Annotated in this window: 11 protein-coding genes; all 11 read right to left on the minus strand. The window is 69.7% G+C overall.

Annotation, left to right across the window (positions count from 1 at the left end; genetic code table 11):
• Positions 1-96 precede the first annotated feature (96 nt).
• The gene (locus Q9R28_RS04685; protein WP_251155195.1) at positions 97-792 is read right to left on the minus strand and encodes a hypothetical protein; all 696 of its coding nucleotides are present in this window, start codon (positions 790-792) and stop codon (positions 97-99) included.
• Positions 789-1,505, minus strand: coding sequence for a hypothetical protein (locus Q9R28_RS04690; RefSeq protein ID WP_251155194.1), 717 nt, complete (start codon positions 1,503-1,505; stop codon positions 789-791). Before Q9R28_RS04690 ends, Q9R28_RS04685 begins: the two co-directional genes overlap by 4 nt.
• Complete coding sequence (gene pilM / locus Q9R28_RS04695) at positions 1,502-2,554, minus strand: type IV pilus assembly protein PilM (protein ID WP_066657057.1); 1,053 nt, start codon at positions 2,552-2,554, stop codon at positions 1,502-1,504. The genes Q9R28_RS04690 and pilM overlap by 4 nt, the downstream gene beginning before the upstream one ends.
• 20 nt (positions 2,555-2,574) lie before the next feature.
• A complete protein-coding gene (locus Q9R28_RS04700; RefSeq protein ID WP_251155193.1) occupies positions 2,575-3,405 on the minus strand; it encodes an A24 family peptidase in 831 nt (276 codons plus the stop codon).
• On the minus strand, positions 3,402-5,222 hold the full coding sequence (locus Q9R28_RS04705; RefSeq protein ID WP_251155192.1) for a hypothetical protein: 1,821 nt from the start codon (positions 5,220-5,222) through the stop codon (positions 3,402-3,404). The genes Q9R28_RS04700 and Q9R28_RS04705 overlap by 4 nt, the downstream gene beginning before the upstream one ends.
• 50 nt (positions 5,223-5,272) lie before the next feature.
• Positions 5,273-5,974: a type II secretion system protein J gene (locus Q9R28_RS04710; RefSeq protein WP_066657061.1), complete on the minus strand. Its 702-nt coding sequence runs from the start codon at positions 5,972-5,974 to the stop codon at positions 5,273-5,275.
• Positions 5,974-7,434, minus strand: coding sequence for a hypothetical protein (locus Q9R28_RS04715; protein WP_311205572.1), 1,461 nt, complete (start codon positions 7,432-7,434; stop codon positions 5,974-5,976). Before Q9R28_RS04715 ends, Q9R28_RS04710 begins: the two co-directional genes overlap by 1 nt.
• Positions 7,435-7,504: 70 nt before the next feature.
• A complete protein-coding gene (locus Q9R28_RS04720) occupies positions 7,505-7,927 on the minus strand; it encodes a prepilin-type N-terminal cleavage/methylation domain-containing protein (RefSeq protein WP_311205573.1) in 423 nt (140 codons plus the stop codon).
• Positions 7,928-8,119: 192 nt separating this feature from the next.
• Complete coding sequence (locus Q9R28_RS04725; RefSeq protein WP_081985133.1) at positions 8,120-9,343, minus strand: type II secretion system F family protein; 1,224 nt, start codon at positions 9,341-9,343, stop codon at positions 8,120-8,122.
• A complete protein-coding gene (locus Q9R28_RS04730; protein ID WP_285841287.1) occupies positions 9,343-11,016 on the minus strand; it encodes a type IV pilus twitching motility protein PilT in 1,674 nt (557 codons plus the stop codon). The genes Q9R28_RS04725 and Q9R28_RS04730 overlap by 1 nt, the downstream gene beginning before the upstream one ends.
• A gap of 19 nt (positions 11,017-11,035) precedes the next feature.
• Positions 11,036-12,706 (minus strand): GspE/PulE family protein, encoded by a 1,671-nt coding sequence (locus Q9R28_RS04735; protein ID WP_251155190.1) that lies wholly within the window; start codon positions 12,704-12,706, stop codon positions 11,036-11,038.
• Between the last annotated feature and the right edge of the window lie 33 nt (positions 12,707-12,739).

The raw sequence follows: 12,739 nt of genomic DNA on the forward strand, positions 1-12,739 counted from the left end.
CGTCGGGAGCATCGTAGGCACACCGACGGGTGTCGCGGAAGTGGGTGCGGCGTGGCGTGTCGCACCCACTTCGCGGGGGGCTCTGCGGAGGGGGTGTCAGCCGTTCGTCGAGGCGGTCGACGAGGTGTCCGTGAAGACGTAGACCGATCCGGAGAGCGACCAGGACTGCGACTCCATCGGGGGCGCGTCGTCCTCCTCCTCGCTCGCGGCCGCGATGCCGGAGACCAGGAAGAGCCGCGACCCGGACTGCATCGCCTTCGTGAACGCGAGCGCCTGGTCGTACGACCCCTGCACCGCCACCGTCACGGGGACGAGCGAGAAGTTCGCGTCGGTGACCGCAGGGTCGGTCGCCGGCTGCGCCGAGGGCACGTCCTCGTCGGTGCTCGAGGTCGCGGCCGCGGACGGCGCCGCGTTTGCCGTCTTCTCCGCCGTGGGCTCGGTGGCGGGGGCGTAGGCGGTGGCGTCCCCGATGGTGACGTTCGTGACCTGGACGCCGGCCGCGGCGGCGTTCGCGTCGATCTGCCGGACGAAGGACTCGCTGTCCGTCGTCGACGGCACCGATGCCCGGAGCTGCGCCAGTTCGGCCTTCGTGGCGTCGAGTCCGGCGAACGCCGCGGCGAGCCGCGTGAGCTCCGCACGGTTCTTGTCGTTCGTCGCGTCGATGGTGCTCTGCTGCGCCTGGTTCGACGACGCCGCCGCGAGTTGCGGCTGCACACCGAGGAACCAGCCCCCGGCCAGGACGACCGCGCAGACCACGAGCGCGATCACGAGGGACAGGTGGTGCTTCGTCATCGGTCGGCGTCCTTCTCGTACTTGCCGTCGTAGGCCCGCGCATCGAGTTCGAGCTCGATCACGGAGGTGTACTCGCCGCGGTCCTCGTCGTACGAGATCGACGAGATCGACGAGTCCAGGTAGCCGGTGGTCCCGGACAGGCGCGAGGTCCAGTCCGGGACGGACGGGATCGTCGTCGACCGGGCGGTCAGCGTGAGGGTGGCGACCCTCGGCGTGCGTCCTGCGTCCGCCGGCTGCCCGAACGGCTCCGTCACGGTCGCGGACGCGATGGTCATCCCGCTGATCGCGAGGTCTGCCGGCAGGACGTCCCGGATGCCGCCGAGCGTGCCGTCCCAGTCGACCTCCGTCGACCCGCCGACGGCGCGGGCGGAGTCGAGGAGGTCGGTGTCGCGTTCTGCCGCACGCAGTTCCGCGTACCGCTGCTGCTGGGCGAGGAGCGTCGTGGTCTCACCCTGCGCCGCGGTCAGCGCCGCCGCCGTGGCCATCTGGTGCGCCATCGCCCCGCCGCTCGCGAGCACGACGGCGGCTGCCGCCACCACGACACCGAGCCAGGCGCGACGCGTGACCGCGCGCTGCCGACGCTCGACGTAGACCTCCGCGGGCAGGAGGTCGACGCGGGGCGTGCGCCCCGCGGTCGAGTCCGCAGCCGCTCGACGGCCTGCCCGACCCCGACGACCCTGCGTCGCGTCCGTGCGTTCCTCTGTGCTGGTCATGCTGCCTTGCTCCCCACCGCGAGTCCGTACGCGACCGCCACCGAGTCGCCGTGCGCGAGGACGTCCTCCTCGCGCACCGCCCGCCCGAAGCCCGCACCGCGGAATGCGGAGGGGGTCGAGACCGGCAGGTGTGTCGTGTCGGCGAGTGCCTCGCGCAGCCCGATGAGCTGCGCGCCGCCGCCCACGAGGGCGATCCCGGCGACGACCTCGTCCGGACGGGTGTTGACGTAGTAGTTGATGGTGTTGCGGAGGCTCGTCACGAGTTCGTTCACCGTGTCGAACACCGCCGCGACGGCGCGGACGTCGTCCGGCGTGCGGGCCCCCGGTCCGATGCCGAAGTGCCGCTTCACCGCCTCGGCCTGGGCGAAGGGGATGTCGAGTCGACCGGCGAGCGACCGGGTGATGTCGTCCCCGCCGGACGGGATGATCCGCACGAACTGCGGCACGCCGTCCGTGGCGAGCACGACGCTCGTGGTGTCCGCACCGACCTGGATGATCGCGATGGTGCCGTGCTGCGCCTGCGTCGGGCTCAGGACCCGGGTGAGCGCGAACGGGATGAGGTCGACACCGACGGGGTTGAGGCCCGCGAGCCGCACGGCGCGCACGTTGGCGAGCACGGCGTCCTTGATCGCCGCGACCAGGAGTCCCTTGATCACCGGACCGGTCTCGTCGACACCCTCGCTGACCGGGTAGAAGTCGAGGATCGCGTCCCCCACCGGCACCGGCAGCATGTCCTGCACGTGGAAGGGGAGGCTCTCGCGGATCTGCGCGAGCGGAGCGTGCGGCACGGTGAGGTCACGCGAGAGGACCCGCTGGTTGCCCATGCCGAGGACGACGTCGCGCGACCGGAACCTGCCGACCGACCAGAGCTGCCGCAGCGCGGCCCCAACCGTGTTCGGCTCGAGCACCTCGCCGCGGCTGACCGCACCCTCGGGTGTCGGCACCTCGGCGACCCGGAGGACGACGGGGCGGTCACGGTCGGCGTCCCCGACCTCGACCGCGCGGATCGACGACGCGGCGATGTCGACGCCGACGATGCTCTTTCCCATGGTGCTGCTTTCGTTGAGGGTCAGGAGAGGCCGAGGAGCCCGAGGTAGGCCGACCAGAGGGGTGCGCCGAGGACGATGCCGATCCAGGCGCCGACGAGCATCGACGGCCCGAAGGGGACTCCGCTGCCCATCCGTGCGCGACCGACGGCGACGAGTGCGATCGCGACCGTACCGCCGACGAGGAAGCCGCCGAAAGCTCCCACTGCGAGGGGTCCCCATCCGAGGTACGCGAGCACGAGGCCGAGGACCACGGCGAGCTTGACGTCGCCGAGCCCCATCCCCCCGGGGACCGCGAGCGCCAGGACCAGGTACGCACCACCGAGCACGACGGCGCCGAGGAGACCGCGCAGCAGGGCGCCCCAGTCCCCGGACACCGCGGACACCGCGCCGAGGAGCACCAGCAGCACGACGGCAGCCGGGTAGACGACGGCGTTCGGCAGCCGGTGCGTGTCGAGGTCGATCAGCGAGAGCGCGACGCTCACCGCCATCAGGAACAGCAGGGCGGCGAGCATCACGGTCCGACCGAGGGCCTCGCCGACGGTGGTGGCGCCGAGCGGCTGGGGGACGACGAGGGCGACGAGCACGAACAGGACCGCGGTCGCGCCCTCGACCGCGGGGTAGCGGGCCGAGATGGGAGCGGCGCAGTCGCGGCACCGCGCGCGCAGCAGCAGCCACGAGAGGACCGGGACGTTGTCCCGTCTGCGGATCGGGTGGTCGCACCGCGGGCACGCGCTCGCCGGCGCGACGACGGAGATCCCGGCGGGGACACGGTGCACGACGACGTTGAGGAAGGAGCCGATCGCCAGACCGAGCACACCGGCCAGGGCGGCGAGGACCCAGGCGGCGCTCACCGGCAGGCTCCCGTGCTCGTCCTCGCGCACGCACCGTCGACCTGGTACGCGGACTGCACCTCGACCTGTGTCGTCACGCCGTACGAGGTCGAGACGGGCTGCAGGAACTTCGGCGGGGCGGTGGTGAGCAGCCGCTGGTCGTACACGTAGTTCTTCGAGAACCCGGTGTTCCCGGTGGTCGCGACCGGTCCGCGCCAGTTCTGCGCTATGGAGCCGACGACTTTGAGCACGCCGAGCTTCGGTCCGACGTCGTAGTTCTGGTTCCAGAACGTCCCGGCGTTGCTGGCGATGGCACCGCTGATGGTGATGCCGTCCCCGGTCGAGCGGTTCAGCAGGGCGATCCCCGAGTTGTTGCAGGCGGTGCCGTCGGACGCGTAGGAGGTGCACTTGGTCGGGTTGTACACCTCGACCGCGTTCTGGCCGACGAGGCCGAGGATGTCGGTGGTGGGGTCGTCGTACGTCACGCTGCCGGTCGCCCAGATCGTGCCCGACGAGGCGATCGTCATCGCGCCGGCGAACGGGCCACTGACGAAGACGTCGCCGGCGGTGCACGAGTAGGTGTCCGGCGCGGAACCGGCCTGCGTCGTGTTGTTGCGGCCGGCGCTGCGGCCGTTCACCCACTCCCCTGCGGCCGGGTAGCCCATGCCGTTGCTGAACGGCTGGTTCGCCTTCGTCGTCGCCCGGCCGTTCGCCCCGACCGTGACCGTCGTCGTGCAGTAGGTGTTGGTGTACTTCGACGGGAAGGTCCCCGACCAGGTGTTCACGTTGTTCGTCGCCGACGGGACGTCCTGCACGTACACGAGGTTCGCGGGCAGCGTGGGGATCGTCGCGCCGCCCTGGCTCTGCAGGGCGTCGATCGACCCGCAGAGCGACGCTGCCTTCGCGGTGTCCGCGCTCGCGGACACCTCGCCGGACTGGCTGTCCACCCGGATCTGCGTCGCCTTCGACCACGGCGACCAGACCGTCATCTTGCCGCCTCCGAGGAAGGCCACCCGGGTCGGGCCCGTGTACAGGCAGCCGGGACGCGGGACGGTGGCGGGGATGTCGACGCGGGTCTCCTGGGACATGTTCGAGTTCAGCGCCGGAAGCCCCAGGTACGGCACGGGTGACGGGTCACCACCGAGGAACTGGCCGCTGCAGGTCCCGCTGGACGGACGCACCCGCGTGTCGTGCTGCTCGACGCTGCCGTTGAAGGTCGTCGCGCACGCCGCCGTGAAGACGTCGTTCGTCCGGATCGGGCCGTTGAGGACGTCGGTCCCGGCGAACTGCACGGCCTGGCACCTGTTCGACACGCCTCCCTGCCACTGGTAGGCGGTCGTGCAGTCACTGCCGGAGATCGACGGACTCGACGACTCGTAGTTCGTGAAGTACAGGTAGTTGATGAAGCCGTCGCCCTTGAGGTTCGCCACGAGCGACCGGACGCTCCCGCCGGACTTCCCCGTGACGCGGACCCGGAGCACGCCCTTCGACGAGTAGTCGGCGTTGTCGACCTCGTACCGGAAGAACTGGTCCGTGGAGCCCACGACGGACGCCCACTGCGAGCCGCTGCTGGTGAAGGCGGTGTTCTTGTCGTCGCCGGTGAACGTCGACCCGCTCGTCTTGCTGAACTGTGCTGCCGCGTTGCCGTAGAGCGCGTAGCCGTTGTCGTTGGACAGCTTCGACTGGTAGTCGGCCAGGCCGGCGTACGCCGCGGCCATGGCGTTCTGGAAGTTCCGGTCCGTCGCCGACTTCACCGCCCCCGAGGTGGACACCGCGACCATCGTCGCGACGAGCATGAGCATGACCGTGCCGAAGATCACGACGTTCGCCAGGGCCATGCCCCGTTCGTCCCCGTGCGCGCGGCGGAGGGCAGCGCTGATCCGGCCGATCACGGTGTCGCTCCGGAGTTCGTGCCGTACGCCACGTTGAAGAGGTACAGCGTGTTCTGGATGTGGGTGTTGCCCGGGGTGTCCGCCGTGGGGGCTCCGAGCTCGAGGTTCACGCGGACGGCGCGGACCGCTCCGAGCTGCGTCGTGGCCAGGGAACCGTCGGCGAGGGTCGGCAGCGGAGTCCCGTTCGCACCGAGGTAGGTGAAGAGCGGGTCGCCGTCCCCGGTCGGGGAGGACACCGCTCCGCCGAGGACGGTCGAGGTGGTGGGCGGCTGCGTCGGTGCGGGGAAGGTCGTGAAGCCCTTCGTCGTGGTGCCCGTCCACCGGTCGAGCACGATGCCCTTCGCCCCGTTGAGCGAGTACCGCACCTGCACCGGGACGTCGGTTGCGTTGCCGTCGAGGTTCACGAAGGCGGTGAACGTCATCCTCGAACCGTCGGCCTGGGTCACCGCGGACGCGTAGGTGCCGTCCGCCTTCGGCAGCAGGCTCGCCGCGTGCACGTAGCGGGTGAGCGAGTTCATCACGACCGACGCCGATCGCGCGTTCTGGTCGGACCGGGTGTTCGTCGACCCGGCACGCAGCGTCGCGGTGAAGAAGCCCCCGACCGCGACGAGGATCACCATCGAGATGCTCATCGCGACGATGAGTTCCATGAGCCCGACGCCGTCGTCCTCGTGCCGGAAGCGACGGAGCACCCGCATCACGAGGTCTGCCCGCGCGGGTCGAGGGTGAGCGTGTTGTCGTAGCTGATGACGATGAGCGCGGTCTTCCTGTTGACCGTCCCGGGCGTGACCGGCGCGACGTTGGAGGCGTTCGTGGCGATCTCGTTGCGCGACGTCGACCCGAACGTCGTGCCGGACGAGATGGTCCACGTGCCGAAGGGCAGGGCGATGGTGGCGGTGTCCGCGGACGACACCGGGAACTTCATCGTCATGCCCGCTGCGCAGCCCGGATCGCCCGGACCGGGGTTCGCGGAGGAGACCGCGGTGACGTAGCGCCCCTTGACGCCCTTGACCGTCGCGACACCCATGCGCACGGAACCGCTCGAGGGCTCACCCGCGCTCGTCGTGATCACGTCGAGGGTGGCTCCGACCGCTCCGTCCGCGTTGGGCGTGGTCCACGCGGCGGGGCTCGGGCTGAGGCAGTTGACCCTGGCGTTCGGGCTGTTCGAGTAGGGGCCGGCGTAGGCCGTGTACCCGGAGGTGAAGGGGAAGACCGGGAGCGAGGGCGTCGAGGTCGAGGTGATCGCGAGCGTCGTGCTCGTCGTGTCCCAGGGCGTCACCGTGTCGAGCCCGCCGCCGGTGCTCGAGAGCACGGTGGGCATGTTCGTGGGGAGCGTCGCCCCGTAGGACTGCGCGTACCCGAGCGTCAGTCGGCTCGCGCGGTCGTAGACGAACGGGACGGGGGCGCTCGCGCCGGCGGCAACGGTGATCGGGGTCTGCTGGGAGGGCTGCTTCTGGTCGGTGTCGATGCCGCCCGCGACGCTGGCGGTGACGGTGTAGTCACCCGGCGCCACGTTCACCGCGTACGAGCAGCCCTGGGAGTCGGTCGGCAGCGGGGAGGTGCTCGGTGCGACGGCGCCGCTGCCCGAGATCGGCGTCAACGAGACGGTCACGCCGGCGAACGGCGCACCGGACGCGTTCGCGACCGAGACGATCACGGTGCCGTAGCCCGGGTCCGTGACGGCGTCGCTCGGGGCGATCGCCGAGGTCATCGACGTGGAGGACCTACCGCCGCGGGCGTTCGGCCAGGACACCGTCGCGACGACGCTCTTGTACGCGAGCTTGCCGTTCGAGGTGCCGCACGCACCGCTCGCACCGTCGCTCTGCACCCACCGCACCGACCGGTCGATCTGGTAGGTCACGCCGCCGAGGGTCTTCGTGTTGACCGCCCCGTCCTTGCTGATGACCTTGAAGATGCCGGCGGTCGTCGCGGCGGCCGTCTGCCGCATCGAGTCGATGTCCTGCGAGGCGAGCGCCACCGCCGTCTCGCGGCCACGGCTCGTCTGGGTGAGCTGGAGGGTGTTCGCGATGCCGTAGGCGATCCCGACGCTCATCACGGCGAAGACCATCATGGCGACCATGACCTCGATGACCGAGAGGCCCGCCTCACGGGTCGTCGGGTCGACCGGGCGCAGGACGCGCTGCAGGTTGCGGATCACGGTCACCTCGTTTCGAGCTCAGGCCGAGGGCGGCTCACTGAAGTGAGCCACCCTCGTGCGCATCGCTAGATCAGCACTTACCCGCGACGGCGGCGGTCGTGTCGGTGATCTTGAAGTCGGTCGTCGTGGCTCCGGTGCCCTGGATGCAGAACGTCGTACCGGAGGGCGCGTAGACGAACTTCGTGTCAGCGCTCTGCGTGAAGCCGTAGGGCTTCATCGTGTCGAGGCTCTTGAACTCGGCGTCCGTCGGGAGCTTCCCGTTCTTGTCCGTCTGGAACGCGATGACCGCCGTCTTCGCGTTCGCCAGGTCGGACTTCACCGACGCGTCCTTCGCGTTGTTCTGCACGTTCAGGTACACCGGGATGGCGATCGCGGCGAGGATGCCGATGATGATCACGACGACCAGGAGTTCGATGAGCGTGAAGCCCTTCTCCTTGTCCTCGAGGAGGCCCTTGCGGCGAGCGTCGAGCTTGCCCATGAGAGCGAAGTACATGGTGGTTCCGTTCTTCTCGGGAATGCGATGGGGGTTGTGCCGCAGACTGCTCCGCCGCCGCTGGCAAGCGTATTGACGGCACTTTCCGGGCATAATCCCGAGAACGGGGGTGATCCGTGCTGCGAAATGCCCCCAGTACCGGGGGTGCGAAATTCCTGACCGGCCCCCGAACGGAGGGCGCGTGCCGTCGAGTTACTTGACGAGCGAGGAGATCTGGAAGATCGGCAGGTAGAGCGCGACGATCATGCCGCCGACCACGACGCCGAGGAATGCGATGAGCAACGGCTCGATGAGCGACGTCAGGGATTCCGTGGTCGATTCCACCTCGGAATCGTAGAAGATTGCGATCTTCTCCAGCATGACCTCGAGCGAACCGGCGTCCTCGCCCACCGCGATCATCTGCGCGACCATCGGCGGGAAGACGTTCTCCTTTGCCAGCGGCTCGGCGATCGATTCGCCTTTCCGGACGCTTTCCGCGACCCGGTCGAGCGCTTTCTGCACGACGAAGTTGTTGGATACTTCTCCCACGATCTTCAATGCCTGCAGGATGGGGACGCCGGCCCCGATCATGTTCGAGAAGTTCCGGGCGAACCGGGCGATGACGATCTTCTTCGTCAACTGCCCGAACACCGGCATCCGCAGCAGGATCGGGTCCCGGAACGCCCGGAAGCGGTCCGTGTTCTTGTTCCCCCGGTACCAGAGCCACCCGACGACGACGAGTACCGCCAGGATCGGTCCGGCCCAGCGCATCGCGTGCGAGAGCTGCACGAGGATCCGGGTCGGCAACGGCAGCTGCCCACCGAGCGACGCGAACATGTCCTGGAAGATCGGCACGATGAAGACGAGCATGACGACGACTGCCAGCAGCGACATCACGAGCACCACGACCGGGTAGGTCATGGCCGACTTGATCGTCGACCGGAGCTTGTGCTCCTTCTCGAAGTTCGTCGCGATCGAGTCCATCGCCTGGTCGAGGAATCCGCCGGTCTCCCCCGCGCGGATCATGTTGATCATGATCGGCGGGAAGTCGACCGGGTACTTCGCGACGGCGTCCGAGAACGAGACGCCGCGCTCGACGTCGTCCCGCACCTTGCCGAGGATCTCCTTGAGCTTCTTGTTCTCGGTCTGGCCCGCCAGGATCGTCAGCGCACGCAGGAGCGAGAGCCCGGACGAGAGCATCGTCGAGGCCTGGCGCGACATGATCGCGAGGTCCTTGAGCCCGACGCCCTTCTCGAGCCCCGGGATCTTGATCTCGGTCTGCAGCCCGGTGCCGGGCTTCGCCTCGGTGATGGCGATCGGCGAGACGCCCATGCCGCGCAGGCGCTGGACGACCGCGCCCTCCGACGCGGCGTCGAGCCGACCCTTGACGAGCTTGCCGGCGCCGTCGCGGCCCCGGTAGTCGAACGCGAGCGACATCAGTGGCCTCCGGAGTACTTGTCGCCGAAGTCGATCTCGGATGCGGCGATCGCGGCGGCGGACGAGTCGGAGGGCGACTCGACGCGCTGGACGAGCCGGTCGAAGCCGTCCTCGTCGTGCACCTTCTCCATCGCCGCAGCCCGGGTGACGGTGCCGACGTTGACCAGCTCGGCCAGGTCCTGGTCCATCGTGTGCATCCCGGCGTCTCGGCCGGCCTGCATCGCCGAGGTGATCTGGTACGTCTTGCCCTCGCGCACCAGGTTCGCGATCGCCGGCGTCGTCCGCATGATCTCGGTGGCGACGACCCGGCCGGTGCCGTTCGCCTTCGGCACGAGCGTCTGGCAGACGACACCCTCGAGTGTCGCCGCGAGCTGCGTTCGGATCTGCCCCTGCTGGTGCGGCGGGAACACGTCGATGACGCGGTCGATGGTGCCCGGAGCGCTCTGCGTGTGGAGCGTCGCGAAGACGAGGTGGCCGGTCTCGGCCGCGGTGAGCGCGACGGAGATGGTCTCGAGGTCGCGGAGCTCACCGATCAGGATGACGTCGGGGTCCTGCCGCAGCACGTGCTTCAGCGCGGCGGCGAACGAGTGCGTGTCCGCCCCGACCTCGCGCTGGTTGATGATCGCCTTCTTGTGGTCGTGCATGAACTCGATCGGGTCCTCGACCGTCACGATGTGGTCGGCCCGGGTCTCGTTGACCAGGTCGATGAGCGCGGCGAGGGTCGTCGACTTGCCGGAACCGGTCGGCCCGGTGACGAGCACGAGGCCGCGGGGCAGCTTCGCGAACTCCCCCACGTGCTCCGGGATGCCGAGCTGCTTGAGCGTCTTGATCTTCGTCGGGATGATGCGGAAGGCCGCGCCCCAGTTGCCGCGCTGCTGGTAGTAGTTCACGCGGAAGCGGAACTCCGGCGACAGGGAGTACGCGAAGTCGAGTTCCTGCTCGTGGTCGAACTGCCCGGCCTGCTCGGGGCTCAACAGGGTCTTCAGTGCGGCGATCACCTTGTTGCGTGCCCAGGGTCCCCCGGGGACCGCGGGCCGCAGGGAGCCGTCGACCCGCACGGTGGGCGGGGCGTCGGCGGTGACGTGGAGGTCCGAGGCGCCCTGGTACACGACCTGCGAGAGCGCCGTGATGAGGTCGGCGTCGGCGACCTCGCGCGCGTGGCGCGTGAAGCCGATCTCGGGGTGCGAGCCGGCGTCGACGGCGCGGCCCTGCGTCGTGGTGGTGACGGCCTGGAGGCTCGTAATCGGTACCGCGGGCGCCACCGGCAGGTGCTCGGTCACCGTCTCGGCGTAGCCGTACGCGGCCGTCGACGCGGGGACGGCCGCCGGGGGCGTGGCCGGCGCGGCCTGCGGCTGCGCGACCGGGACGGCGACGGGGTCGCCGGCGGGCGGCGGCCACGAGGATCCGCTGGAGGTCGCAGCCGCGGACGAGCCGCCCCACGCCGCCGGTGCGCCCCACGCGGGCTCGGTCGACAGGTCGTACACGGCACTGCTCGACGTCGGCACGGGCGAGCGGTCGCTCGACGACGCCGAGGGTGCCGACGCCGCAGCGGCCGCAGCAGCGGCAGCGAGCCGCGCAGCCCGACGACCGCCGACCTCGTTGCCCGGCTGTCCGGGGTGCCATCCGGCGACGGGGTCGTCGCCGGCCTCGATGTCGTACACCGATTCGTTCATCGTCCTCGTGCTCCCGGGACTACGCGACCACGCGCAGGATCTCGTCGACGCTGGTCATGCCGAGCTTGACCTTCTCCCACCCGTCCTGTCGGAGGGTGAGCATGCCCTGCTGCTGGGCGACGCGGCTGATCTCGGCGCTCGAGGCCCGCGCGACGGCGAGCCGCTCGATCTCCTCGGAGACGGTCATGACCTCGTGCAGGGCGATCCGGCCGCGGTAGCCGGTGTTCGAGCAGACGGCACAGCCGATCGGCGCGAAGAACTCCGGCACGGCCGCGTCCGCACGGTCGAGGAACCCGAGCGCGTGCAGCTGCTCGGCCTCGTACACCGCCGGGGCCTTGCACCGGTCGCAGAGCCGGCGGGCCAGACGCTGGGCGACCACCGAATCGAGTGCGGAGCCGACCAGGAAGGGCTCGATGTCCATCTCGGTCAGACGGGTGACGGCCGACGGTGCGTCGTTGGTGTGCAGCGTCGAGAGCACCAGGTGACCGGTGAGCGAGGCCTCGATCGCGATCTGCGCCGTCTCGTGGTCGCGGATCTCACCGAGGAGCACCACGTCGGGGTCGGAGCGCAGGATCGAGCGCAGCGCGGACGCGAACGTCAGCCCGGCCTTCGGGTTCACCTGCACCTGGTTGATGCCGGCCATCCGGTACTCGACCGGGTCCTCGACCGTGATGACGTTGATCTCGGGCTTCGCGACGGCGTTCAGCGTCGTGTACAGCGTGGTCGACTTGCCCGAACCGGTGGGTCCGGTGACCAGGATCATGCCGTACGGCTTCGAGTAGGACCGCTGGTACGCCTGGAAGTTCTGCTCGAGCAGGTTGAGGTCCTTGAGCGTCAGCGACGTGTTCGTGTTGTCGAGGATCCGCATGACGACCTTCTCGCCCCACACGGTCGGCAGCGTCGCCACACGCAGGTCGATCTGCCGACCGCCGTGGCGCACCGACATGCGGCCGTCCTGCGGCTTCCGACGCTCGGCGATGTCGATGTCGCTCATGATCTTGAGCCGGCTGATGACACCGTTCTGGATGTTCTTCGGCGCCGGGGCCATCTCGTGCAGCACGCCGTCGATGCGGTATCGCACCCGGACCTCGTGCTCGCCCGGCTCGATGTGGATGTCGGACGCGTGGTCCTGGATGGCCTGCGACACGAGCAGGTTCACGAAGCGGACGATCGGCACGTCGTCGAGCGCGCCGTCGGTCAGGTCCACCTGCTGCTGGGTCGGGGCGGCCGACTGGTCCTCGAACGACGAGGTCAGGTCGTTGAGCTCGTCGTCGGCGCGCAGGTACCGGTCGAGGGCGCTCACCAGGTCGCGCTCGTCGACCTGCAGCGGCTTGATCGAGCGACCGGAGGCGGTGCGGGCGTCGTCGATGGCGAGCACGTTCGAGGGGTTCACCATCGCCAGCACGAGCGTCTCGCCCTCGAACCCGACACCGAGCACACCGTGCCGACGGCAGAGCGCCGCGGGCAGCATCGACACCGCCGTGCCGTCGACCGGGTAGTCGGTCAGCGGGACGGTGTGCGCGTTGTTCGAGGCCGCACGCGCGGTGATGTACTGCGCCTCGCTCACCACGCCCTGGTCGACCAGGGTGCGGATCGAGCGCTCGTCGATCGCTTCGTCCCCCGTCATCGAGTCGAGGTGTTCGATCGGCAGTGCGCCGTTGAGGATGAGGATCTCGGAGAGCGTGGCCATGTGTCCCGGAGCCTCCTTCGGGTCGAGACCGGG

The sequence above is a fragment of the Curtobacterium sp. BRD11 genome (genome assembly GCF_031844345.1).
Classification (GTDB): Bacteria; Actinomycetota; Actinomycetes; order Actinomycetales; family Microbacteriaceae; genus Curtobacterium.

Excerpts from the sequence above, each read along its gene's own strand:
- Q9R28_RS04685 (WP_251155195.1), bottom strand. The coding sequence starts at position 792 with ATGACGAAGCACCACCTGTCCCTCGTGATCGCGCTCGTGGTCTGCGCG.
- Q9R28_RS04690 (WP_251155194.1), bottom strand. The coding sequence starts at position 1,505 with ATGACCAGCACAGAGGAACGCACGGACGCGACGCAGGGTCGTCGGGGT.
- pilM (WP_066657057.1), bottom strand. The coding sequence starts at position 2,554 with ATGGGAAAGAGCATCGTCGGCGTCGACATCGCCGCGTCGTCGATCCGC.
- Q9R28_RS04705 (WP_251155192.1), bottom strand. The coding sequence starts at position 5,222 with ATGGCCCTGGCGAACGTCGTGATCTTCGGCACGGTCATGCTCATGCTC.
- Q9R28_RS04710 (WP_066657061.1), bottom strand. The coding sequence starts at position 5,974 with ATGCGGGTGCTCCGTCGCTTCCGGCACGAGGACGACGGCGTCGGGCTC.
- Q9R28_RS04720 (WP_311205573.1), bottom strand. The coding sequence starts at position 7,927 with ATGTACTTCGCTCTCATGGGCAAGCTCGACGCTCGCCGCAAGGGCCTC.
- Q9R28_RS04725 (WP_081985133.1), bottom strand. The coding sequence starts at position 9,343 with ATGTCGCTCGCGTTCGACTACCGGGGCCGCGACGGCGCCGGCAAGCTC.
- Q9R28_RS04730 (WP_285841287.1), bottom strand. The coding sequence starts at position 11,016 with ATGAACGAATCGGTGTACGACATCGAGGCCGGCGACGACCCCGTCGCC.
- Q9R28_RS04735 (WP_251155190.1), bottom strand. The coding sequence starts at position 12,706 with ATGGCCACGCTCTCCGAGATCCTCATCCTCAACGGCGCACTGCCGATC.